Origin of the sequence: Streptomyces sp. KL116D (genome assembly GCF_030766975.1) — a bacterium.
GTDB lineage: Bacteria > Actinomycetota > Actinomycetes > Streptomycetales > Streptomycetaceae > Streptomyces > Streptomyces longispororuber_A.
On record NZ_JASERH010000150.1, the window covers coordinates 95,376 to 117,079 of the forward strand.

Sequence of the window (21,704 nt, forward strand, 5' to 3'; positions counted from 1 at the left end):
CAGCGGCTAGGTGCCGGTGCGCTCCCACCCCCGTCGCTCCGGCCGCGGGCCGAGGCGCCGCTGGTCGCGGCTGCGGTAGACCACGTACGGTCGGAACAGGTACTGCACCGGCGCGCTGAACATATGCACGAGCCGGGTGAACGGTACCAGCGCGATGAGTAGCATGCCCACTACTGCATGAATCTGATAGAGCACGGGCACCCCGTCCATGCGGTACGTGTCCGGGCTCAGCGTGAAGAGGCTGCGGGCCCACGGGGCGATCGACTCGCGGTAGTTGTAGCCGTCGCCCGAGGCGTGCGTCAGCTTGGCCGTCATGCCCAGCACGATCGCCGCGAGCAGCACCACGTACATGAGCTTGTCGTTGCGCGTGGTCGCCTTGAAGACGGGGGCCTTGGTGCGGCGCCGGTAGAGCAGCATGAAGATGCCGCAGACCGTGAGCACCCCGGCGAACGTGCCGCCGATCAGCGAGAACATGTGGTACGTGTGCTCGCTGACGCCCACCTTCTCCGTCCACGCGTCCGGGATGAACAGGCCGACGAGATGGCCGGCCAGGACGAAGAGGATGCCGTAGTGGAAGACCGGCGACGCGACGTTGAGGAGCTTCGACTCGTAGACCTGTGACGAGCGGGTCGTCCAGCCGAACTTGTCGTAGCGGAACCGCCAGATCGTGCCCGCGACCAGCAGGACGACGGCGACGTAGGGCAGGACGCCCCAGATGAGCGTGGTCACGGGGCGTGCTCCTTCACCAGCAGAGGCAGTTCCTCGTGGACGCCGAAACCGAAGGGTTCCAGGCCCACTTCTTCGCGCGGCGGTCCCGATCGGGCCAGGGCGAGGGCCGCGGCACGGTCCTTGGGGGACGGGCCCGGCAGCGTCCGGCACACCGCTTCGAGGACCGTCGCGTACGGCGTGCCGTGCTCGGTCAGCGCGAGCCGCAGCAGTTCCAGGCCGCTGCGGTGCTCCTCCAGGAGGAACGGTCCGGCCTGCGCGGAGAACTCCAGGACCGCGGGCAGGAAGTCGGGCAGCTCCTCGCCGGTGAACTCCAGACCGTGCTCCCGGTACGCCTCCTTCATGCGCACCAGGGACATGCCGCGCCGCCGCGTGTCGCCGTCGCGCCACCACGTCAGGTACAGGCTGTGCCGGTTCTTGAAGTCGAAGACCTGGACGTAGTGGGCCGCCAGGTCCTGGAGGGGAGTCGCCTCGGCGTGGTCGACGAAGGCGCTCAGGGCCGGCGCGGCGGCCCGCACCAGCGGGAGGCGCTCGTACAGCTCCTCGTCCGGGTACGTGAGGCAGAGCGCGGCCGCCTGGTGCACCAGCGCGGTGGGGCCGGTCATGGGCTCTCCTTCGGGTCGTCGGCGGTCTGGCGGCGCTTGGTGAGGTGGAAGGTCTCCACGGAGACGACGGGCAGCAGCTTGCGGCCGCCCGTGGTGGTGTTGCCCGAGTCGCCGCCGAAGGGGCCCTCGCCGCCCATGCCGGGGCCGTCCTCGTAGTCGAGCGAGCACGAGTCCGGCAGCGCCGACTCCTCGAGCCGCTGCGCGTCGCCGACCGCGGCCGTGGGGATCACGTACCGGTCCTCGTACTTGGCGATGGCGAGCAGCCGGTACATCTCCTCGATCTCGACGGCCGACATGCCGACCGACTCGGAGATCGAGGCGTCGGGCCGGTCACCGAGGTTGACGGCCCGCATGTGCGAGCGCATCGCCGCGAGCTTCTCCAGCGACGACCGGACCGGGCCGACGTCGCCCGCCGTGAAGATCTCCGCCAGGTACTCCAGCGGGATGCGGAGCGTGTCGATCGCGCCGAACAGGTTCGTGTGGTCCTCGCCGTCGTGGCCCGTCTCGGTGAGCGCGTCGACGACGGGGGAGAGCGGCGGGATGTACCAGACCATCGGCATCGTCCGGTACTCCGGGTGCAGCGGCAGGGCCACCTTGTACTTGCTGATGAGCGCGTGCACGGGGGAGCGGCGCGCCGCCTCCATCCAGTCGAACGGGATCCCGGCCTCCTCGGCCGCCCGCTGCACCCCGGGGTCGTCCGGATCCAGGAAGACGCCCAACTGCGCCTCGTACAGGCCGTGTTCGTCCTTGGTCTGGGCCGCCTCCGTCACCTTGTCGGCGTCGTAGAGGATCACGCCGAGATAGCGCAGCCGGCCCACGCACGTCTCCGAGCAGACCGTCGGCAGGCCCACCTCGACGCGCGGGTAGCACATCGTGCACTTCTCGGCCTTGCCGGTGCGGTGGTTGAAGTACACCTTCTTGTACGGGCAGCCGGTCACGCACATCCGCCAGCCGCGGCATTGGTCCTGGTCGACCAGGACGATGCCGTCCTCCTCGCGCTTGTACATCGCGCCCGACGGGCACGACGACACGCACGACGGGTTCAGACAGTGCTCGCAGATCCGCGGCAGATAGAACATGAAGGTCTGCTCGAACGCGAACTGCACCTTGTCCGCGGCCTGTTGGCGGGTCTTCTCCACCATCGGGTCGAGATCGCCGTACTGGGTCGCGCCGCCCAGGTTGTCGTCCCAGTTCGACGACCACTCGATCTTCATCGGCTTGCCGGTGATCTGCGAGCGGGGCTGCGCCACCGGGTAGTCGTCGCCGAGCGGGGCGTCCGTGAGGTTCTTGTAGTCGTACGTCCAGGGCTCGTAGTAGTCCTTGATCTCCGGCAGCTTGGGGTTGGAGAAGATCCCGGCGAGCTTCTTGAACCGGCCGCCGCCCTTCAGCTTCAGGGCGCCCTTCTTGTTCAGCTCCCAGCCGCCCCGCCACTTCTCCTGGTCCTCGTAGCGGCGCGGATAGCCCTGCCCCGGACGGGTCTCGACGTTGTTGAACCAGACGTACTCCATGCCGTTGCGGTTGGTCCACGCCTGCTTGCAGGTGACCGAGCAGGTGTGGCAGCCGATGCACTTGTCGAGGTTCATGACCATCGCGATCTGAGCCATGATGCGCATCAGTACTGGACCTCCTGGGAGCGGCGGCGGATGACCGTGACCTCGTCGCGCTGGTTGCCCGTCGGGCCGAGGTAGTTGAACGCCCAGCTCAACTGGGCGTAGCCGCCGATGAGATGGGACGGCTTGAGGATCAGGCGGGTCAGCGAGTTGTGGATGCCGCCGCGCTTGCCGGTGGTCTCCGCCTTGGGGACGTTGACCGTGCGTTCCTGCGCGTGGTGCATGTAGACCGTGCCGGCCGGCATCCGGTGCGAGACGATCGCGCGGGCCACCACGACGCCGTTGCGGTTCACCGCCTCGATCCAGTCGTTGTCCTGCACGCCGATCGCGTCGGCGTCCTGCGGTGCCATCCAGATGGACTGGCCGCCGCGGGAGAGCGCCAGCATGAACAGGTTGTCCTGGTACTCGGAGTGGATGGACCACTTGTTGTGCGGCGTGAGGTAACGGACCGTCACCTCCCGTTCGCCGTCCGGGCCGAGGCGTGGCTCGCCGAAGAGCCGGTTCATGTCCAGCGGCGGCCGGTAGACGGGCAGCGCCTCGCCCAGCTCGTGCATCCAGTCGTGGTCGATGAAGAACTGCTGGCGTCCGGTGAGCGTGTGCCACGGCTTCAGGTGCTCGGTGTTGAGCGTGAACGCCGTGTAGCGGCGGCCGCCCGCCTCGCTGCCCGACCACTCCGGTGACGTGATCACCGGGACGGGCGCGGCCTGCGTGTCCGCGTACGTGATCCGCTTGCCCTCGTGCTCGGCGGCCAGGTGCGCCATCTCCTGGCCGGTACGGGCCTCCAGCGTGTGGAAGCCCTGGGTGGCGAGGCGGCCGTTGGTGGTGCCGGACAGGGCGAGGATCGTGTTCGCCGCCTTCACCGCCGTGTCGAGCTGCGGGCGGCCGTCGGCCGGGCCGCCGCGCACCGTGCCGTTGCGCTCGCGCAGCTCCTCGACCTCCTGGTCCGGCTTGAGCACGATGCCCTTCGCGGGCAGGCCCAGCTGCTCCACCAGCGGGCCGAGCGAGGTGAACTTCGCGCCGATCGCCGTGTAGTCCCGCTCGACGACGACCAGGTTCGGCATCGTCCTGCCGGGCACCGGCTCGCACTCGCCCTTGCGCCAGTCCAGGACGACGCCGCCGGGCTGCGCGATCTCGCCCGGGGTGTCGTGCTGCAGCGGCGCCGCGACCAGGTCCTTGCGCGTGCCCAGGTGGGCGACGGACAGCTCGCTCAGCTTCTCCGCGAGCGCCTTGAACGTGTCGAAGTCGGTGCGGGCCTGCCACGGCGGGTCGACGGCCGGCGTGAACGAGTGCACGTAGGGGTGCATGTCCGTGGACGACAGGTCGTGCTTCTCGTACCAGGTCGCGGCGGGCAGCACGACGTCGGACAGGAGCGTCGACGACGTCTGCCGGAAGTCGAGGGAGAGGAGGAGGTCGAGCTTCCCCTCCGGTGCCTCGTCCCGCCAGGTGACCGTCGTGGGCCGCTCGCCGGGGGAGGCCTCCTCGGCCCGCAGCGACGAGTGCGTGCCCAGCAGGTGCTTGGTGAAGTACTCGGCGCCCTTCGCGGACGAGCCCAGCAGGTTGGCCCGCCACAGGGTGAGGACGCGCGGCCAGTTCTCCGGCGCGTCCGGGTCCTCGCAGGCGAACTTCAGGGTGCCCGCCTTGAGTTCGGCGACGGCGTCGCCCACCGGGTCGTCGGACGCGCCGAGGTCCAGCGGGCTGCGGTCGAAGGTCGGATACGACGGCATCCACCCCGAACGGGCGGACAGGGCCAGGCAGTCGGCGCCCGTCATGCCCTCGAAGGCGCCCTTGCCGAGCGGCGAGGCGAGCACGTCCGCGCCGAACCGGTCGTAGCGCCACTGGTCGGTGTTGAGGAACCAGTACGCCGCGCCGATCATCTGCCGCGGCGGCCGCGACCAGTCGTTGGCGGAGGCGAGCGACGCCCAGCCGGTGACCGGGCGGCACTTCTCCTGGCCCACGTAGTGCGCCCATCCGCCGCCGTTCCTGCCCTGGCAGCCGGTGAGCTGGAGCAGGGAGAGGAAACCGCGGTAGATGGTCTCCGAGTGGAACCAGTGGTTCGTGCCGGCGCCCATCAGGATCATGCAGCGCCCGCGTGACTTCTCCGCGGTCCGTGCGAACTCCCGGGCGATCTTGACGCACTTGGCGGCGGGCACCGACGTCAGCCCCTCCTGCCAGCCGGGCGTGCCGGGCGCGTCCCCGTCCTCGTACGAGGAGGGCCACTGCCCCGGCAGTCCGTCGCGGCCCACGCCGTACTGGGCCAGCAGCAGGTCGAAGACCGTCGTCACCAGCGGGCCGTCCTGCCCGCCGAGCCGGGTCGCGGGCACCCCGCGCCGCACGACCTCGCCGCGGCCCTGCCCGTGCGTGCCGCCGTCGGTGTCGAAGCGCGGCAGCAGCACCTCGACACCGGACGCGACGTCACTGCCGTGCAGGCTCAACTTCGGCTGGATATTGCCCAGTTCGAGGTTCCACTTGCCCTTCCCCGACTCCGTCCAGCGGAACCCGAGCGAGCCGTTCGGCACGGCGGGCTGCCCGGTGTTCTCGTCGAGGACCGCCGTCTTCCACTCCGCGCCCTCGCCGCCCTGCCCGAGATCCGCGGCGCGCAGGAACTTCGCCGGCACGTACGCCCCGTCGCGCTCCTCCAGCGTCACCAGGAACGGCAGGTCGGTGAACTTCCTCACGTAGTCGGTGAAGAAGGGAGTCTCCCGGTCGACGAAGAACTCCTTGAGGATGACGTGCCCCATGGCGAGCGCGAGGGCGCCGTCGGTGCCCGGGTGCGGGTGCAGCCACTCGTCGGCGAACTTGGCGTTGTCCGCGTAGTCCGGCGCCACGACCACGACCTTCTGGCCGCGGTAGCGGGCCTCGGCCATCCAGTGCGCGTCGGGCGTCCGGGTCACCGGGACGTTCGAGCCCCACATCATCAGGTACGCGGCGTCCCACCAGTCACCCGACTCCGGCACGTCGGTCTGGTCGCCGAACACCTGCGGCGACGCGACGGGCAGGTCGGCGTACCAGTCGTAGAACGACAGCATCGGCGCGCCGATCAGCGACATGAACCGGGCCCCGGCCGCGTGCGACACCATCGACATGGCGGGGATCGGCGAGAAGCCGGCGACCCGGTCCGGCCCGTACGTCTTGATCGTGTGCACGTGCGCGGCGGCCACGATCTCCACGGCCTCGTCCCACGTCGCCCGCACCAACCCGCCCTTGCCGCGCGCGAGTTGGTACCGGCGGCGCCGCTCGGGATCGCCCTGGAGGTCGGCCCACGCGAGCACCGGGTCCTTGAGCCGGGCCTTCGCCTCCCGGTACATCTCCAGGAGCACCCCGCGGATGTAGGGGTAGCGGACCCGGGTGGGGGAGTACGTGTACCAGGAGAAGGCCGCGCCCCGGGGACAGCCGCGCGGCTCGTACTCGGGCCGGTCGGGACCCACGCTCGGGTAGTCCGTCTGCTGCGTCTCCCACGTGATGATGCCGTCCTTGACGTACACCTTCCACCGGCACGAACCGGTGCAGTTCACGCCGTGCGTCGAGTTCACGACCTTGTCGTGGCTCCACCGGTCCCGGTAGAAGACGTCCGCGTCCCGGCCGCCCTCGATCCGTACGCTGTGCAGATCGGCGGAGGCCGTGCCCTTCCGGAAGAACCGTCCCGCCCGCAGCAGAGCCGCGTCCGGCTCGGTCGGGATGCCCGTCGTGTCCGTCACCGTGTGCTCCCTCGCTCATCCGTCCTTCGCACGGTAGGGGCAAGCGGGCATCCGCACACGTGGGCGACGGCCGGACGGGTTGCCCACAGGGCCGGGGCAGTACGCTTTTCGGAATGACCAGCGGACCTCGGGGGAGTGGTCGTATGGCGTCCGTAGTCGTCGTGCACGGCATCGCGCAGCAGTACCTGGGGGGCCGCACCCTGCACACCGCGGTCGCCCCCGCACTGCTGGACGGCCTCGACCTCGCGGGCGGGCCGCCGCTGACCGAGAAGGACGTCGATGTCGCCTTCTACGGACACTGGTTCAGACCGCCGGGCGCCACCACCAAGAGCGCCGACCGGTCCTGGACCCACCGGGACGTCGCCGAGGGGTTCGAGACCGATCTGCTGATGGCCCTCTGGGCGGAGGCGGCGCGAAGCCACCCCGGACGGGTGCCCGCCCCCGACCCCGGCGAGTCCCACAAGGCCGTCACCCCGCGCACCGTCCAGCGGGCCCTGTACGCCCTGAGCAAGCTCCTGCCGCCACGCTTCACCGACCGCTTCCTCGTCGGAGTCCTCAAACAGGTCCGCCTGTACCTGACCGACGACGGCGTCCGGGAACGGGTGCAGGAGTGCGTCGCGCGCTGCGTCACCGACGACACCCGCGTCGTCGTCGGGCACTCGCTCGGCAGCGTCGTCGCCTACGAGGCACTCGCTGCGAACCCCGCGTGGAACGTCCGCACGCTGGTCACCCTGGGCTCCCCGCTCGGCCTGCCGCGACTCGTCTTCGACCGGCTCAGGCCCGGACCCGTGGACGGCCGGGGCAGCTGGCCCGGGACCGTGCGCAGTTGGACCAACGTGTGCGACCGCGGCGATGTCGTGGCCCTCGCCGAACGGCTCGGCCCGCTCTTCGGCGATCCGCCCGGCGACGGGCGGCGCACCGTCACCGACGTCCTCGTCGACAACGGATGGAACGCCCACGACATCGTCCGGCACCTCACCGCCGTCCAGACCGGCTCCGCCGTCGCCGAGGGGCTGCGGCCATGACCACGGACCCGCCCCGCAGACTCCTCGTCGTCGCCGGGACCGCCCGCTACGACGAGGAGGCCCTGCCCGACCTGCCCTGCGTCGAGAGCGATCTGGCCACCGTCACCGAGGCCCTCAGGACGCTCGGCTACCCACGGGCCGAGCGCCTCCTCGACCCCACCGCGCAGGAACTGCGCAAGGAACTGGCGGTCTGGGCACGGGAGTGCGAGGCCGGCGCCGACGACGTGCTCGTCCTGTACTACACGGGCCACGGCGAGCGGGACGACCGGCAGCACTACCTGATGTGCCGGGACAGCGAGGGGGACCAACTGCGTGCCTCCGCCGTCCCGTCCGACCAGGTCGTCGGGATCCTTGCGGAGAACGGGTTCACCCGGCTGCTGCTGATCATCGACACCTGCTACGCGGGCCAGGGGGCGGTCGACACCGTCAGGTCCCTGGCCAACGCGCTGCTCGCCTCCCCGGCGATCGACGAGCATCGCCTCACCGACTTCTCCGTCATAGCCAGCACCAGGGGCCAGGACCTCGCGCAGGACGGTGCGTTCGCGCCCGCCCTGCGCGCCGCCCTGGAGGACCGGCTGCTGGGCGGCTCGCACCAGCCGAAGCTGCACCTGGAAGCGGTCGTCGACCGCGTCAACGACATCCTGGTGACGACCGCCTCCGGTCCCGGCCCGGCACAGGAGGCCGTTCTCGCGACCCTGGCCGGCGGCAGCGGCCCAGGGTTCCTCCCCAACCCCCGCTACGTGCCCAGCATCCCGGCCCGCCTCGACCTCGCCGAACAGCAGGTCTGGCTCGCCAGTCCCGAGGCGCGCCGCCGCCACGCCGAACGGCTGCAGCACTTCGCCCCGCGCGGCCGCGGTACCGACACCCACTCCGGCACGGCGTCCTACTTCACCGGGCGCAGGGCCGCGCTCGCCGAACTCACCGACTGGCTCGACGACCGCTCGCCCGGCCTCGGACGCTGCGTCCTGGTCACCGGTGGCCCAGGCGTCGGCAAGTCCTCCCTGCTGGGCCGCCTCGTGCTGCTCGCCGACCCGGCGGCCCGCGCCGGCCTCGACGACCTGGACCCGCGCGTCGCCCCGCCCGCCCGGCCGCTGCACACCGCGATCCACGCCCGCCACAAGCTCCTCGAGGACATCGTCGCGGCCGTCGCCGACGCCGCGGGCATGCCGGGCGCCGAAGGCCCTGAGGTACTGGCCGCCCTGGCCGTCCGCAGCACACCGCTGGCCGTCGTCGTGGACGCCCTCGACGAGGCGGGCACCGCCGGAACCGACGAGGAGGCCCTGCACATCGCCCGCGGCTTCCTCGGTGAACTCGCGGCACTGCCCTGCGTGCGGCTCCTCGTCGGCGCCCGGCCCCACCTGGCCGCCGCACTCGGGCCCGCCTTCACCCGGCTCGACCTCGACGACACACGGTGGCTCGGCGGCGAGGACGTCGCCCTGTACGCCCGCAAACTGCTCCTCGCCCCCGACGGCGAGGGCAGCTCCAGCCCGCACACGGACGATTCCGCCACCCGGACGCTGGCCCGTGCCGTCGCCGAGCGCGCCGGGGACAACTACCTGTGCGCACGCCTCCTCGCCCGGCATCTGGCCCGCCCCACCACCGACGCCCGGGACTGGATGGCGAAACTCACGCCGCGCGGCCCGCAGCAGGGACGGGACCGCCTGCCCGACGAGGAACGGGCCGCGCTCGGCCTGATCCTGAGCCGGGTCATGGACGAGCGGCTCGCCGACGATCCCGCGCTCGGCCGCGCGCTGCTGACCGCCCTGGCCTTCGCCGAGGGCACCGGTCTGCCCAGCAACGAGGTGTGGCGGGCGGCAGCCGGTGCCGTGCTGGGCGCCCCGGTCGCGGTGGACGACGTGCGCCGCCTCCTCGAACGCGGCGGCGAGTTCATCGTCGAGAGCACGGATCCCGACGAGCGGTCCGTGTACCGGCTCTACCACGAGTCGTTCGCGGAGGTGCTGCGCGAGCGCGCCGGCGGCGACACGGCGGAGCGCATCGCGCGGGCGCTGCACGCACTCGTCCCCGTCCTCGCCGACGGCGACCCGGGACCGCGCGACTGGCGCGGCGCCGACCCGTATCTGACCGCCCACCTCGCCACGCACGCCACCGCGGTCCCCGGGCTGCTCGATTGCCTGGCCGTCGACCCCCAGTACCTGCTGACCGCCGAGCCCGTGGCGCTGGGCCGGGTGCTGCCCGAGGTCACCCAGGCGCCCGCGCGGGCGGCGCGGGCGGCGTATCTGCGCTGTGCGCCCCTCCTCGCCGCCGAACCCGACGAGGGGCACAGGGCCGCCCAACTCCACATGTCGGCGGTGCAGGAGGCCGCGACCGGACTGCGTACCGCCATCGAGGACCGCTACGGCCACCGGCTGCCGTGGAAGACCCTGTGGGCCCGCGCCGCGCCGGCGCCCTACCGGGCTGTCGGCCCGTTCGACGCGCCGGTCGTGAGCCTCGCGGTCGTGCCGGTGGACGGGCCGGACGGCAGCCGCACCGCGATCGTCGCCGTCGACGAGACCGGACGCATCGAGGTGCGGGACTTCGCCACCGGGGAGCACCTGCACGACCTGTCCGGCCCCAGGACCGGCCGGGCCCGCGCCCTGCACGGCTTCGGAGAGTACGGCCGAGCGTGGGTCGCCGTCGTGAGCGGGAGCGAGAACGCGGGGCAGGACACGGAACAGCGGGCCGCACAGGTTCGCGTCGTCGATGCGGGCACCGGCGTACCGGTCGGGCCCGACCTGCCCGTCTCCCCGGTGGCACCCGGGGCACTCGCCGTGGCGGAGGCCGGCGGCACCTGCGTCGTAGCCGTCGCCGAACAGACCGCGGTCCGGCTGATCGACGCCCGCACGGGCAGGGTGGTGGCGCGCCTCGAGGGACTGTCCGGCCCCAGGAGCGGCACGTACCGCCTGGCGGCCGGACCCGACGGGCACGGACGGCTGACCGTCGCCGCGGCGACCGGCAGGGAGACGTACGAGACGTCGCTGCTGCGTCCGCGCAACGCCCGGATGCGGACCTGGACCGTGGATCCCCGGGACGGCTGGGCCGTGCGGCGGGTGCGGCAGGCCACCAGCCGGGGCAACGTGGTCCTGGGAGTCTCCGTGGTGCGGGGGCAGGCCCAGGTGCCGACGTCGGTGGGGTACCGCCGAGGAGACCTGCGGACGAAGGACGCGCGCCTCGTGCACGCGGACGAACTCGTCGAATGGTGGTCCCCGATGGACCGCCACGACCGCCGGTCCTACTCGCCCGCTGCCGACGGAATGCGGACCGTGGACTTCCACGGGGGCGAGGTCACTGTGTCCGGGACCGACCGGACGGCCACGTTCAACGTCGGAGGGTCACTGCGCGCGGCGACCCTGGGTCCCGACCACGCCGGGCTGCCCGCTCTGGTGACGGCGAGTCAGGGCCCCTATGTGCGGATCTGGACGGTCGGCGACGAGGACACGCGGCCGCCGGAGGCGGACGAGGCCTGGGGGCGGCACGGCGTCGCGGCCCGCACCGCCGCGGGCACCGTCCTGGGCAGGAGCGGCGCGGACCGCGCGTTCTACCACGCGTTCACCGGCGAACGGCTGCCGCGCGCCCGCAGTTCCAAGTACTGGCTCGCCGAGTCCTCCGGCTCCGATCTGCCCCCGGTCACCTACCAGCGCGCGAGCAGCCGCGGCCTGGCGCACTCCGTCGAGGTGTGGGAGGCCGAGCAGCCGCGCACGGTCACCCTGCACGGGACCCGCGGCCGGTACCTGTGGAACCTGCGGACCGCGTCCTGGGCCGGGCGCGCCGTGCTCGTCGGCTACGCCGGGTCCACGGTGTCACTCTGGGACCTCGACGGACACCGGATCGCCTCGTGGCGCGTCGGCTGGTTCACGCCCGACCGGCTGCGCGCGGCCGAGTCGGCCGGGCACCTCTACATCGGCGTCCCCGGCTCGGACAAGCAGGGCGGACCCATCCTGCGCCATCCGCGCGACGACGCCACGCAGTGGCGCCCCGGCGCCCACCTCGTGGCATCGGCGGACTGGGACCTCGGCACCTGGCAGGGCGCCCCGGCCGCCGCGTTCTTGGTCGGCGACCGGCATCTCCTCGTCCAGGACCTCACCGACCCCGGGCGGAACTGGGTCTGGCCGTGCCCCGACGGCAGCAGGGCGCAGCTGCTCCGGTTCGCCGGGACGGCGGAGCAGGACCTGGTCGTCATGGTGAGCGCGGACGAGCGCCTGGTGTTCTTCGCGCCCGACAGACCGGATCCGGTGGCGTCCGTCCACATGGCAGCGGAGATCCAGTCCGTGGTCCCCGTGCAAGGCCGACTCCTCGGCGTGGCGACGGCCAACGGGCTGTTCGGCATCAGCCTCGACCTGGCGGACGGCGGGCCCCGCTGACGCCCGGACCGTCATGCCGGCCGCGGGCCGTGCGCCGCGATGCCGCGCAGCACCTCGACCGCGCCCGCCAGCACCGCACGGTCATGCGCGAACGGCAGCCGCACCCGGTCCCTGAACCCGTCCACCGCCGAGAACGCGGAGCCGGGGACCACCGCCACGCCGCGGCGTCTGGCCTGCTGGGCCAGGGACTCGGTGTCCGCGCCGGGGACCCGGACCCACAGGGCGGGGCCGCCCGCGGGACGGTCCCACTCCCAGTCGGGGGCCCGCTCGCGCAGCACCTCCTCGGCCGTGGCCAGCCCGTCGCGCAGGGCGGCGCGGCGCTCGGCCCTGGCCTCGGGGAGCCGGGCCAGGAGCCGGACCGCCACCAGTTGTTCGAGGACCGGGCAGGCCAGGTCCACCGCCTTCTTGAGGCCGGCGAGCCGGGCCACCGCGGGCGCCGAGGCCCGGATCCAGCCGATGCGCAGCCCGCCCCAGAACAGCTTCGAGAACGTGCCGATCGTGAAGTCGGAGGACGGCAGCGGTCCCGGCGGGGCGCCGTCCGACAGGGTCAGCTCGGCGCAGGAGCTGTCCTCGACCGACGTCAGCCCGTGGTCCGCGAGCACCGACGTCCACGCGCCGCGGGCCGCGCTGTCGAGGGTGCGGCCCGTCGGATTGTGCACGGACGGCTGGAGGTAGACGAGCCGGGGGCGCACGCTCGTGCCCAGCAGCGCGCGCAGGGCCGCCACGTCCGCACCGGCCCGGCCCGCGCCGGGACGGTCGCCGCCCACCGGCACGATCCGTGCGCCGCGCGCCCGCAGCGCCTCCAGGGCGCCCCGGTACGTCGGGTTCTCCACGACGACCGTGTCACCGGGGTCGACGAGGGCCTGCGCGATCAGCCAGACCGCCTGCTGCGAGCCCGTCGTGACGAGGATCTGCTCGGCCCGGGTGGGCAGCCCCGCCGCCCGGTAGTACGCGGCGATGCCCTCGCGCAGCTTCGGCAGCCCGTGCGGGTGGTAGCCGTCGGTGCGCAGCGGGCCGGCCAGGTCGGCGGGGCCGAGCTCGCCGAACGCCTCCGTCACCACCCGCAGCCCCGGCAGCGCACCGCTCGACAGGTCGACCGGCGCGGTCCGGGTGTCGAAGCTCGCCAGCCGGCCCTCGCCGACGTGCCGGTCGAGCGCGCCCGCACCGCGCAGCCGCGACCCGGAACCCCGCCGGCTCTCCAGCCGCCCGTCGGACTCCAGGAGCGCGTACGCCGCCGTCACCGTGGACCGGCTCACCCCGAGCACCGCCGCCAGCTCCCGCTGCGAGGGCAGCACCGTCCCCGCCGGCACGTCGCCGCGCTCGGCGAGGTCCGCGAGCGCCGCCGCGAGCCGGGCCGGCAGGGCGCCGCCGCCGTCCGCCGCCCACCCCGTCAGCAGACGGGACAGACGGGGTGCGGCGATTCGGCTCATACCGAACATCTTCACTCACCCGCGCCGTCCGCGGCACCGCAGGCCAATCCCGCCCCACTGGTCGTTGTCGGACGGCGGGGACGGGCGCAGGATCGGCGCAGTGGCGAACGAGAACGCCGGACACGAACCGGACGCGAAGGGGTGTGAGCGGGCGATGGCGACCGTGGTGCTCGTCGGGACGCTGGACACGAAGGGCGCGGAGTACGGATGGCTGCGCGAGCGGCTGCGGGAACAGGGCTGCGACGTGCTGCTCGTCGACGTCGGGGTGCACGCGCCACCCGGTGACGCACCCGCCGCCGACGTGCCGGCCGATGTCGTGGCCCGGACCGCGGGACACGATCTGACCGCGCTGCGGACGGCCGGGGACCGGGGCGCCGCCGTCGCCGCGATGGCCGAGGGCGCGGCCCTGACCGTGGCCGCACTGCACCGGGAGGGGCGGCTGCACGCCGTGCTCGCGGCCGCCGGCAGCGGCGGTTCGGCGATCGCCGCGCAGGCCATGCGGGCGCTGCCGATCGGCGTGCCGAAGGTCCTGGTCAGCACGATGGCGGGCGGTGACGTCGCCCCGTACGTGGGGAGCAGCGACGTCACCCTCATGTACAGCGTCGTCGACATCGCCGGCATCAACGCCGTCTCCCGGCTCGTCCTCGGCAACGCGGCCGCCGCCGCGGCGGGGATGGCCGCCCGGTTCGAGAAGGCCGACACGGGCGGCACCGGGCGCAGGGTCGTCGCCGCGACCATGTTCGGCGTGACCACCCCGGCGGTCGACGCGGCGCGGGCCCGGCTCGCCGAACTCGGTTACGAGGTCCTCGTGTTCCACGCCACCGGCGCCGGCGGCCGGGCCGTCGAGAAGCTCGCCGCCGACGGCATGCTCGACGGAGTCCTCGACCTGACGACGACCGAACTCGCCGACGAACGCGTGGGCGGCGTGCTCAGCGCGGGGCCCGACCGGCTCACCGCCGCCGGGGCCGCGGGCGTGCCGCAGGTCGTCGCGCCGGGCGCGCTCGACATGGTCAACTTCGGCCCGGAGTCCACCGTCCCGGCCCGGTTCGCCGACCGCCGCCTCCTCGTGCACAACCCGACCGTCACCCTGATGCGCACCACCCCCGCCGAAATGCGGGACCTGGGCGCCGAGTTGGGCCGCAAGACGGCCGCCGCGACCGGCCCCGCCGAGGTGTTCTGGCCCCTGCGCGGCGTCTCCGCGGTCGACGTGGCGGACGGCCCGTTCGAGGACACGGAGGCCGACGCCGCCGCGCTGGAGGCCGTACGGCGCACCGGAGTCCGCCTCCACGAGATCGACGCCCACATCAACGACCCGGCGTTCGCCGTCGCCATGGCCGACCGGCTGCACGCACTGATCACCACCCAGGGAGCCACGTCATGAACCGCAAGGAAGCCCTCGCCCGACTCCACGCCCAGGTCGCCGCGGGCCGCCCCGTCGTGGGCGCGGGCGCGGGCACCGGGCTCTCCGCCAAGTGCGCCGAGGCGGGCGGCGTCGACCTGCTCATCATCTACAACTCCGGCCGCTACCGGATGGCCGGCCGCGGCTCGCTCGCCGGGCTCCTCCCGTACGGCGACGCCAACGCCATCGTCGTCGACATGGCCCGCGAGGTGCTGCCCGTCGTCCGGGACACCCCGGTGCTCGCCGGGGTCTGCGGCACCGACCCCTTCCGCCGCATGGACCTCTTCCTCGACCAGCTCAAGGCGATGGGCTTCGCGGGCGTGCAGAACTTCCCGACGGTCGGCCTCTACGACGGCACGTTCCGCGTCAACCTGGAGGAGACCGGCATGGGGTACGGCCTGGAGGTCGACATGGTGGCCGCCGCGCACGCCCGCGACCTGCTCACCGCGCCCTACGTCTTCGACCCCGGGCAGGCCGCCGACATGGCGCGCGCGGGCGCCGACGTCCTCGTCCCGCACGTCGGACTGACCACGAAGGGCGCGATCGGCGCGGGCACCGCCCTGACGCTCGATCAGGCAGCCACCGCCGTGCAGGAGATGCAGGACGCCGCGAAGCGCGTCAACCCGGACGTGCTCGTCCTCTGCCACGGCGGCCCCATCGCCGAACCCGAGGACGCCCAGTACGTCCTCGACCGCACCACCGGCGTCGTCGGCTTCTTCGGCGCCTCGTCCGTCGAGCGGCTGCCCACGGAACGGGCGATCGTCGCGCAGACCGAGGCGTTCAAGGGGCTGACGCTCGGCTGACCATTACCTCCGGCGTAATCGACCGGCCCGACGGCCCCGGGCAGGGTGGTGGCAACAGCACGACAGAGATCCGCAAGGATCCGCACCGAGCCGACGGAGGGTGATCCACATGTCCGCCACCACGACCTCGACCACCATGCTGGGCACGGCAGTTCAGGGCCGGATGTGGCTGCGCCGCTTCCTCGCCCTCGACTCCGTCGTCACCACGGGCAACGGCCTCGCGTACGTCGCCGCGTCCGGACCGCTCGGCCGCTTCCTCGGCATCGACGCGGGCCTGCTGCTCGGGCTCGGCGTGGGCCTCGTCGCGTACGGCGTCGCCGTCGGGGCCCTCGCCGCGCGCACCCGGCCGCCGGTCCTCGCGGTGCGCGCGGTCGTCGAGGTGAACCTCACCTGGACGGCGCTCAGCCTGATCGCCCTGTTCGCCTGGCTGGAGCCGAGCACCGCGGGCGCGGTGTGGGTCCCGCTGCAGGCCGTGACGGTGGGCGGCTTCGCAGCCCTCCAGCACACCGCGCTGCGCGCGAGCCGCACTCAACCCATCGCGGACTGAAGGTACTTGACCGTCGCCGGGTCGGCCGGGAGGAGCGTCTCGACGGCCAGCTCGGCGACGGTCACGTCCATCGGCGTGTTGAACGTCGAGATGGACGACACGAACGACAGCACGTGCCCGTCGTGCTCGACGACCATCGGCAGCGCGAAGTACGGGACCGGCTCGGCCGGCTCCTCCCCGCTGCCCTCCGGGACGGGGTACGCGGCGACCTCGTCGTACACCGCCCGCAGCGCGTCCGAACGGGCCAGCGCGATCTGCCGCTCCATCTGGGCCAGCAGGTGCCCGCGCCACTCGCGCAGGTTCCGGATCCGCGGGGCCAGGCCCTCCGGGTGCAGGGTCAGCCGCATCGCGTTCAGCGGCGGCGCCAGCAGGTGCTCGGGCAGCGACTCCATCAGCATCGTGATGCCCCGGTTCGCGGCGATCACGTTGTACGTCGCGTCGACGATCAGCGCCGGATACGGCTCGTAGCCGCGCAGCAGCCGCTCCAGGCCCTCGCGCAGCGCGCCCAGCGAGGGGTCGTCGAGCGGTGTCTCCGTGTACCGCGGCGCGTATCCCGCGGCCAGCAGCAGGGCGTTGCGCTCCCGCATCGGCACGTCCAGATGGTCCGCGAGCCGCAGGATCAGCTCCTCGCTGGGGCGCGAGCGGCCCGTCTCCACGAAGCTGATGTGCCGCGCCGACGAGTCCGCGCGCAGCGCCAGGTCCAGCTGGCTGATCCGCCGCCGCTCCCGCCAGCCGCGCAGCAGACGGCCCACTTCCGACGTGTTCTTGCGCGCCGCAGTTGTCATGAGGAGACCGTAACCCGGTCGTGGTGGCACGCTGGAGGCATGCCTACAGAACCGCTCTCCCAGAAGGAGATCGAGGACCGCCTCGCCGAACTGCCCGGCTGGTCACTCGACGGCGACCGGATCACCCGCAGTTACCGCCTCGACAACCACTTCGCGGCGACCGCCCTGGTCGTGCACGTCGCGCAGACCCAGGAGGCCCTCAACCACCACTCGGACCTCACGCTCGGCTACAACACCGTCGCCCTGGCGGTGAACACGCACGACGCGGGCGGCGCCGTGACCGCGAAGGACTTCGAACTCGCCCGCAGGGTCGAGGAGTTGGCCGCCGGCCACGGCGCGGTCTGAGCCACACCCCCTGAACCCGACCGCCCACCTGATCCCGTCCCCTCCTGATCCCGTCCCCGCCTGATGACCCCCTGATACCGTCCGGCCGTGCTCGACTACGACCAGGAAGCCGCACGCTACGACGAGACCCGCGGCGGGGAACCCCGTGCGCGGGCCGCGGCCGACGCGATCCTCGGTCTGCTGCCGGCCGGCACCCGCACCCTCCTCGACCTGGCCTGCGGCACCGGCATCGTCACCCGCCGCCTGACCCGCTCCGGCCTGCGCCCCTTCGGCGTCGACCTGGCCGACGGCATGCTCCGCGCGGCCGCGCCCCGCCTCGACGGCGCGGTGGCCCGCGCCGACACCCGTCAACTCCCGTTCGCAGACGGCACGTTCGACGCGGTGACGGCCGTCTGGCTGCTGCACCTCCTCGACGACGCGGCACCCGTCGTCGCCGAGGCCGCCCGGGTCCTGCGCCCCGGCGGCGTCTTCGTCACCACGGTCGACAAGGCCGCCGCCCACCACGTCGGCAGCGACCTCTGCGCGCTGGTCGCCCGGCACCGCGGCGGCCGCCCCGCGGACGCGACCGCTCTCGTCACGTCCCTCGCCGCCGCCCACGGCCTGCGCCGGTCCGGCGAGGCCGCGTTCGTGGGCCACGGCCAGGGGCGGACACCGCGCCGGGTGGCGGCGGACGTACGGGCGGGACGGATGTACGCGACGGGCGGCGAGGCACTGGCGCGGGCCCTGGAGGCGCTGCCGGAGCCGGAGGTCCCGCGCCCCGATCCGACGTACCGGATCCTGGCCTTTTCCGCCGACCGCCGGTGAGCGCGGCCCCCCTTCACCTAGGGTCGGAGCAGTCCGCGGTACGGGAGAGTGGGGAGGGCCGCGACCACCGTGCTCGACCGATCGACCACACCCGCCGAGGACGGACCGCACCCGCCGCAGGACCGGCGCTGCGCCGTGCTCGCCCTGGGGGTGTCCCTCACCCTCCGGACCTGGGCCCGCCGGTCGCCCTCCCCGACGACGTGCCGCCCGAGATCGCCCGGCTCACGGAATGGGCCGGCGCGCCCGCCCCGCCGCGGGGCGTCCGCCCGCCCGGCGCCGCGCGCTGGGTGAACATCGCGGACCCCGGTGACCCGGTGGCGGTGCCGCCCGGTCTCGCCGCGGCCTTCGACGGACTCGACCTCGACCTCACCGACACGGTGCACCCGCTGTTCGGCTTCCACCACGCCAAGAACTACCTCGGCTGCGCGGGGACCGCGGCCACCCTGGCGCCGTTCCTGACGGGAGCCTGAAGAAGGACCTAGACGGCGTCGAGCCGCGCCCGCTCGTCCGCCGTCAGCTCCAGCTCCACGGCCCCCAGGCTCTCCTCGATCTGCGCCACGGACGACGCCCCCACCAGCGGGATCGCCGGGACGTCCGCGCCCATCATCCAGGCGAGGACGACCTGGTTGACCGTCCCCCCGGACGACTTCGCGACCTCCCGCAGCGCCGCGAGCCGCGCGTCCCTGCTGCCGTGGTCGTGCCCGGCGCCCAGCGGCTTGTCGTCCCGTACGTAACCCCCGCTCAGCAGCGGCGAGTACGCGACGAGCGCGAGGTCGGGCTCGGCCCGCACCATGCTGAGCAGGTTGCCGTCGGCCGTGCCGAGCTCGCCGTCCGGCGACAGCTGGCTGGGCAGATCGGTGCGGTGGCGCAGATAGCTGTGCTGGTACTGGAGCACCTCGTACCCGGCGAGCCCCTCGGCCCGGGCGATCGCACGGGCCCGTTCCACCTGCCACGCCCAGTGGTTGGAGACCCCGAGCAGACCGACCTGCCCCTCCCGCACGAGCGCCCCGAACTCCCTTACGGTCTCGGCGAGTTCGACCTTCGGGTCGGGGATGTGCGCGTACAGGACGTCGAGCCGCTCGACGCCGAGCCGCGCCTTGCTGCCCTCGATCGCGGAGCGGATCGCCGCCGCGGACAGCCCCTCCGCGTTGTCCACGTACCCGGTCCCGGGCGCCAGCGGCGCCGCGCCCAGCTTCGTGGCGACGACGACCTCGTCGCCGATGCCGCGGCTGCGCCGCCAGTTGCCGAGCACCGTCTCGCTCTCGCCGCCGACGCTGCCGGTGAACCAGTACGCGTAGTTGTCCGACGTGTCGACGAACGTGCCGCCGGCCTCCACGTACCGGTCGAGGACCGCGAACGCCGTCTTCTCGTCGGTGGCCGTGCCGAACAGCATGGCGCCCAGGCTCAGCACGCTCACCTCGCGGCGCGTCGCCGGATCGCCGCCGATGGTGCGGTACTTCATGCGGGTCATACGGGTCCCCCCTCGCCGGGCCCGGCCGCCGTGTGCGCGCCGGGCTTCGGATCAGGAGTCAACGCGTTGAAGTGCACGCGAAGTCAAGGACGTCCGCCCGGATCCCCGGCGCGCCGGGTGAACGCCATCGACCAGTTCGTCAGCCAGGTGTCCCCGCCGTCGAGCGAGAACGCCTGCTCCCAGTGGGCGGTCGTCGCGCTGATCCCGGACCAGACGAACCGCACCCGCACGTCCTTGCCGTCGTGCGTGTCGTCGCCGTGGAACACGCCGCGCCCGTCAGGGCCGAACGCCCCGATCGTCGGCGGGAAGAGCCGTCCCGTGCGCTCGGTCGCCCAGTTCAGCGACCACTGCCGGGTCTCCGGGTCGAACAGGCGCAGCGTCAGCGCGGTCCAGCCCTGCTCGGGCACGTACAGCTCGTCGATGTTCGCGGCCCCGCCGAACAGGCTCCAGCAGTGGCTCGTCGCCCCGAACTCCTCCCAGCCGCTCGCCGGATCGAGGAAGTCGAGCCGGCGGCGGTGGGCCACGTCCCAGTCGCCGAAGAAGAAGTCGAAGTCGTGTGCGGTGCTCATGCCCGTCCTCCAGTGGTGCCCGCGGGCAGCGTGTCGTTGATGTACGCGTCGAGGTCGGCCCGCTCGGCCGCCAGCATGTGCCGGACCCAGGCGTCGCGTTCGTGCAGGATCGGCGGCAGCTCCCACACGCAGCCGATCCACGGCTTGTCCGGCAGGACGAAGCGGGTGGGGTCGGTGTCCGGGCAGCCGAGCGCCGGCTGTCCCGCGGCGGCGCCCCGGAAGTGCAGCACGTTGTCCCACACCCAGCTGTACGCGTTCAGGTACGCGCCGCTGTCGCCGCCCCGGTGCAGCACGACGAACGTGGCGGGCGGGGTGCCGTCAGGATCCGGCAGCAGTTCGGGCAGGACCGCGTACGCCGCCTCGGCCACGTCCGGTGCGATGCCCGCCGGGTCGGAGGTCACGTGGTAGCGCTTGATGCGGCGGCCCGCCACCTCCAGGGGCGACGGCACCGTCAGCAGTTTCTCTTCGAAGGCCATGACGGGACAGTAGGACCGCTCCACTGACATCCTGTGTCAGTGAAGCTGCCGAGGATGTTCCCGTGAAGTCCAGCCGACTGCTCTCGATCCTGCTCCTGCTGCAGACCGGGGGCCCGATGACCGCCGCCCGGCTCGCCGCCGAGCTGGAGGTGTCGGTACGGACCGTGTACCGCGACGTCGAGGCGCTGCAGGCCGCCGGCGTCCCGCTGTACGGCGACGCGGGGCACGCCGGCGGGTACCGGCTCCTCGACGGCTACCGCACCCGGCTGACCGGACTGACCCGCGACGAGGCCGAGGCCCTCTTCCTCGCGGGCGCCCCGGGGCCGGCCGCCGACCTGGGGCTCGGCCCGGTGCTCGCGGCGGCGCAGCTGAAGGTGCGGGCCGCGCTGCCCGCCGAGCTGCGCGCCCACGCCGACCGGATCAGCTCCCGCTTCCACCTCGACGCGCCGGGCTGGTACGCGGACGAGGACCGGGCCGATCACCTGCCGGCCGTCGCGGCCGCCGTGTGGGACCGCCGCGCGGTCCGGGTCACGTACCGGCGCTGGCGCGAACCGACCGACGTGGAGCGGCGGCTGGAGCCGTACGGACTCGTGCTCAAGGCGGGCCGCTGGTACGTCGTGGCGTCCGCGGGCACCGGCGGCCCGCGCGCCTACCGCGTCGACCAGATCCTCGAACTCCGGCCCACCGACGAGGAGTTCACGGTCTCCGAGGGCTTCGACCTGGCCGCCTACTGGACGGCGTACCAGGAGGACTTCCACCGGCGGCTGCACACCGGCGAGGCCCTCGTCCGCCTCGCGCCGGGCGCCGCCGACCGCCTCGACGCGGCCGCCGCCCGCGCCGCGCAGGACACCGGACGCGCGGAACCCGACGGCTGGACCCGCGCCCGCGTCCCGATCGAGTCGGTCGGGCACGCGCACGACGCGTTCCTCCGGCTCGGCGCGGACATCGAGGTCATCGAACCGGCGGAGCTGCGGGACCGGATCGCGGCGACGGCGACAGCGCTCGCAAAGCTGTACACGGACGGCAACGCATCGGCGCACGGCGGCAACTGACGGA

Annotated in this window: 18 protein-coding genes; 9 read left to right on the forward strand and 9 right to left on the reverse strand. The window is 73.3% G+C overall.

From position 1 onward, the window contains the following. Positions 1 to 6 precede the first annotated feature (6 nt). Genes narI through RBJ77_RS59650 form a run of 4 tightly spaced genes read right to left on the reverse strand, consistent with a single transcriptional unit; the run spans position 7 to position 6,636 of the window. Entirely contained in the window at positions 7 to 729 is a 723-nt protein-coding gene (gene narI / locus RBJ77_RS59635) for a respiratory nitrate reductase subunit gamma (protein WP_372352568.1), read from the reverse strand. Next, on the reverse strand, positions 726 to 1,331 hold the full coding sequence (gene narJ / locus RBJ77_RS59640) for a nitrate reductase molybdenum cofactor assembly chaperone (RefSeq protein WP_372352569.1): 606 nt from the start codon (positions 1,329 to 1,331) through the stop codon (positions 726 to 728). The genes narI and narJ overlap by 4 nt, the downstream gene beginning before the upstream one ends. Beyond that, positions 1,328 to 2,944, reverse strand: a complete 1,617-nt coding sequence (gene narH, locus RBJ77_RS59645; RefSeq protein ID WP_372352570.1) for a nitrate reductase subunit beta — start codon at positions 2,942 to 2,944, stop codon at positions 1,328 to 1,330. The genes narJ and narH overlap by 4 nt, the downstream gene beginning before the upstream one ends. Continuing rightward, entirely contained in the window at positions 2,944 to 6,636 is a 3,693-nt protein-coding gene (locus RBJ77_RS59650; RefSeq protein ID WP_372352571.1) for a nitrate reductase subunit alpha, read from the reverse strand. Before RBJ77_RS59650 ends, narH begins: the two co-directional genes overlap by 1 nt. 143 nt (positions 6,637 to 6,779) lie before the next feature. On the opposite strand from RBJ77_RS59650, the gene RBJ77_RS59655 reads away from it, so the two are divergent. Together RBJ77_RS59655 and RBJ77_RS59660 are read left to right on the forward strand one after the other, a co-directional pair. Then, the gene (locus RBJ77_RS59655) at positions 6,780 to 7,661 is read left to right on the forward strand and encodes a hypothetical protein (RefSeq protein WP_372352572.1); all 882 of its coding nucleotides are present in this window, start codon (positions 6,780 to 6,782) and stop codon (positions 7,659 to 7,661) included. Beyond that, positions 7,658 to 12,019 carry a caspase family protein gene (locus RBJ77_RS59660; protein WP_372352573.1) on the forward strand — a complete coding sequence of 1,454 codons (4,362 nt, stop codon included), beginning with the start codon at positions 7,658 to 7,660 and terminating at the stop codon, positions 12,017 to 12,019. Before RBJ77_RS59655 ends, RBJ77_RS59660 begins: the two co-directional genes overlap by 4 nt. Positions 12,020 to 12,030: 11 nt before the next feature. Here RBJ77_RS59660 and RBJ77_RS59665 read toward each other — a convergent pair whose 3' ends face one another. Then, complete coding sequence (locus tag RBJ77_RS59665; protein ID WP_372352574.1) at positions 12,031 to 13,449, reverse strand: PLP-dependent aminotransferase family protein; 1,419 nt, start codon at positions 13,447 to 13,449, stop codon at positions 12,031 to 12,033. 154 nt (positions 13,450 to 13,603) lie between these two features. On the opposite strand from RBJ77_RS59665, the gene RBJ77_RS59670 reads away from it, so the two are divergent. From RBJ77_RS59670 to RBJ77_RS59680, 3 genes are all read left to right on the forward strand, one after another. After that, positions 13,604 to 14,830 (forward strand): Tm-1-like ATP-binding domain-containing protein, encoded by a 1,227-nt coding sequence (locus tag RBJ77_RS59670; RefSeq protein WP_372352594.1) that lies wholly within the window; start codon positions 13,604 to 13,606, stop codon positions 14,828 to 14,830. Then, the gene (locus RBJ77_RS59675) at positions 14,827 to 15,651 is read left to right on the forward strand and encodes a phosphoenolpyruvate hydrolase family protein (protein ID WP_372352575.1); all 825 of its coding nucleotides are present in this window, start codon (positions 14,827 to 14,829) and stop codon (positions 15,649 to 15,651) included. The genes RBJ77_RS59670 and RBJ77_RS59675 overlap by 4 nt, the downstream gene beginning before the upstream one ends. A 109-nt stretch (positions 15,652 to 15,760) precedes the next feature. Further along, on the forward strand, positions 15,761 to 16,198 hold the full coding sequence (locus RBJ77_RS59680; protein ID WP_372352576.1) for a hypothetical protein: 438 nt from the start codon (positions 15,761 to 15,763) through the stop codon (positions 16,196 to 16,198). Here RBJ77_RS59680 and RBJ77_RS59685 read toward each other — a convergent pair. Next, positions 16,180 to 16,983: a helix-turn-helix domain-containing protein gene (locus tag RBJ77_RS59685; RefSeq protein ID WP_372352577.1), complete on the reverse strand. Its 804-nt coding sequence runs from the start codon at positions 16,981 to 16,983 to the stop codon at positions 16,180 to 16,182. The genes RBJ77_RS59680 and RBJ77_RS59685 overlap by 19 nt on opposite strands. Before the next feature lie 39 nt (positions 16,984 to 17,022). Between RBJ77_RS59685 and RBJ77_RS59690 the strand changes: the two genes are divergently transcribed. The 3 genes from RBJ77_RS59690 to RBJ77_RS59700 all read left to right on the forward strand — a co-directional run bounded on the left by RBJ77_RS59690 (position 17,023) and on the right by RBJ77_RS59700 (position 18,602). Then, positions 17,023 to 17,328, forward strand: coding sequence for a 4a-hydroxytetrahydrobiopterin dehydratase (locus RBJ77_RS59690; RefSeq protein ID WP_372352578.1), 306 nt, complete (start codon positions 17,023 to 17,025; stop codon positions 17,326 to 17,328). An 87-nt stretch (positions 17,329 to 17,415) separates the two neighbouring features. After that, the gene (locus RBJ77_RS59695) at positions 17,416 to 18,132 is read left to right on the forward strand and encodes a class I SAM-dependent methyltransferase (RefSeq protein WP_372352579.1); all 717 of its coding nucleotides are present in this window, start codon (positions 17,416 to 17,418) and stop codon (positions 18,130 to 18,132) included. Between the two features lie 200 nt (positions 18,133 to 18,332). Next, positions 18,333 to 18,602 carry a hypothetical protein gene (locus tag RBJ77_RS59700; protein ID WP_372352580.1) on the forward strand — a complete coding sequence of 90 codons (270 nt, stop codon included), beginning with the start codon at positions 18,333 to 18,335 and terminating at the stop codon, positions 18,600 to 18,602. A gap of 8 nt (positions 18,603 to 18,610) precedes the next feature. On the opposite strand, the gene RBJ77_RS59705 is transcribed toward RBJ77_RS59700, so the two are convergent. The 3 genes from RBJ77_RS59705 to RBJ77_RS59715 form a co-directional block, all read right to left on the reverse strand. Then, positions 18,611 to 19,594 (reverse strand): aldo/keto reductase, encoded by a 984-nt coding sequence (locus RBJ77_RS59705; protein WP_372352595.1) that lies wholly within the window; start codon positions 19,592 to 19,594, stop codon positions 18,611 to 18,613. A gap of 92 nt (positions 19,595 to 19,686) precedes the next feature. Next, entirely contained in the window at positions 19,687 to 20,172 is a 486-nt protein-coding gene (locus tag RBJ77_RS59710) for a hypothetical protein (protein WP_372352581.1), read from the reverse strand. Continuing rightward, positions 20,169 to 20,648 carry a hypothetical protein gene (locus RBJ77_RS59715; protein WP_372352582.1) on the reverse strand — a complete coding sequence of 160 codons (480 nt, stop codon included), beginning with the start codon at positions 20,646 to 20,648 and terminating at the stop codon, positions 20,169 to 20,171. Before RBJ77_RS59715 ends, RBJ77_RS59710 begins: the two co-directional genes overlap by 4 nt. Before the next feature lie 62 nt (positions 20,649 to 20,710). Between RBJ77_RS59715 and RBJ77_RS59720 the strand changes: the two genes are divergently transcribed. Then, positions 20,711 to 21,700, forward strand: coding sequence for a helix-turn-helix transcriptional regulator (locus RBJ77_RS59720; protein WP_372352583.1), 990 nt, complete (start codon positions 20,711 to 20,713; stop codon positions 21,698 to 21,700). Positions 21,701 to 21,704: the final 4 nt, after the last annotated feature.

Coding starts and splice junctions, on each gene's coding strand:
- narJ (WP_372352569.1), bottom strand. CDS start 1,331: ATGACCGGCCCCACCGCGCTGGTGCACCAGGCGGCCGCGCTCTGCCTC.
- narH (WP_372352570.1), bottom strand. CDS start 2,944: ATGCGCATCATGGCTCAGATCGCGATGGTCATGAACCTCGACAAGTGC.
- RBJ77_RS59655 (WP_372352572.1), top strand. CDS start 6,780: ATGGCGTCCGTAGTCGTCGTGCACGGCATCGCGCAGCAGTACCTGGGG.
- RBJ77_RS59660 (WP_372352573.1), top strand. CDS start 7,658: ATGACCACGGACCCGCCCCGCAGACTCCTCGTCGTCGCCGGGACCGCC.
- RBJ77_RS59665 (WP_372352574.1), bottom strand. CDS start 13,449: ATGAGCCGAATCGCCGCACCCCGTCTGTCCCGTCTGCTGACGGGGTGG.
- RBJ77_RS59670 (WP_372352594.1), top strand. CDS start 13,604: ATGGCGACCGTGGTGCTCGTCGGGACGCTGGACACGAAGGGCGCGGAG.
- RBJ77_RS59675 (WP_372352575.1), top strand. CDS start 14,827: ATGAACCGCAAGGAAGCCCTCGCCCGACTCCACGCCCAGGTCGCCGCG.
- RBJ77_RS59680 (WP_372352576.1), top strand. CDS start 15,761: ATGTCCGCCACCACGACCTCGACCACCATGCTGGGCACGGCAGTTCAG.
- RBJ77_RS59685 (WP_372352577.1), bottom strand. CDS start 16,983: ATGACAACTGCGGCGCGCAAGAACACGTCGGAAGTGGGCCGTCTGCTG.
- RBJ77_RS59690 (WP_372352578.1), top strand. CDS start 17,023: ATGCCTACAGAACCGCTCTCCCAGAAGGAGATCGAGGACCGCCTCGCC.
- RBJ77_RS59705 (WP_372352595.1), bottom strand. CDS start 19,594: ATGAAGTACCGCACCATCGGCGGCGATCCGGCGACGCGCCGCGAGGTG.
- RBJ77_RS59710 (WP_372352581.1), bottom strand. CDS start 20,172: ATGAGCACCGCACACGACTTCGACTTCTTCTTCGGCGACTGGGACGTG.
- RBJ77_RS59715 (WP_372352582.1), bottom strand. CDS start 20,648: ATGGCCTTCGAAGAGAAACTGCTGACGGTGCCGTCGCCCCTGGAGGTG.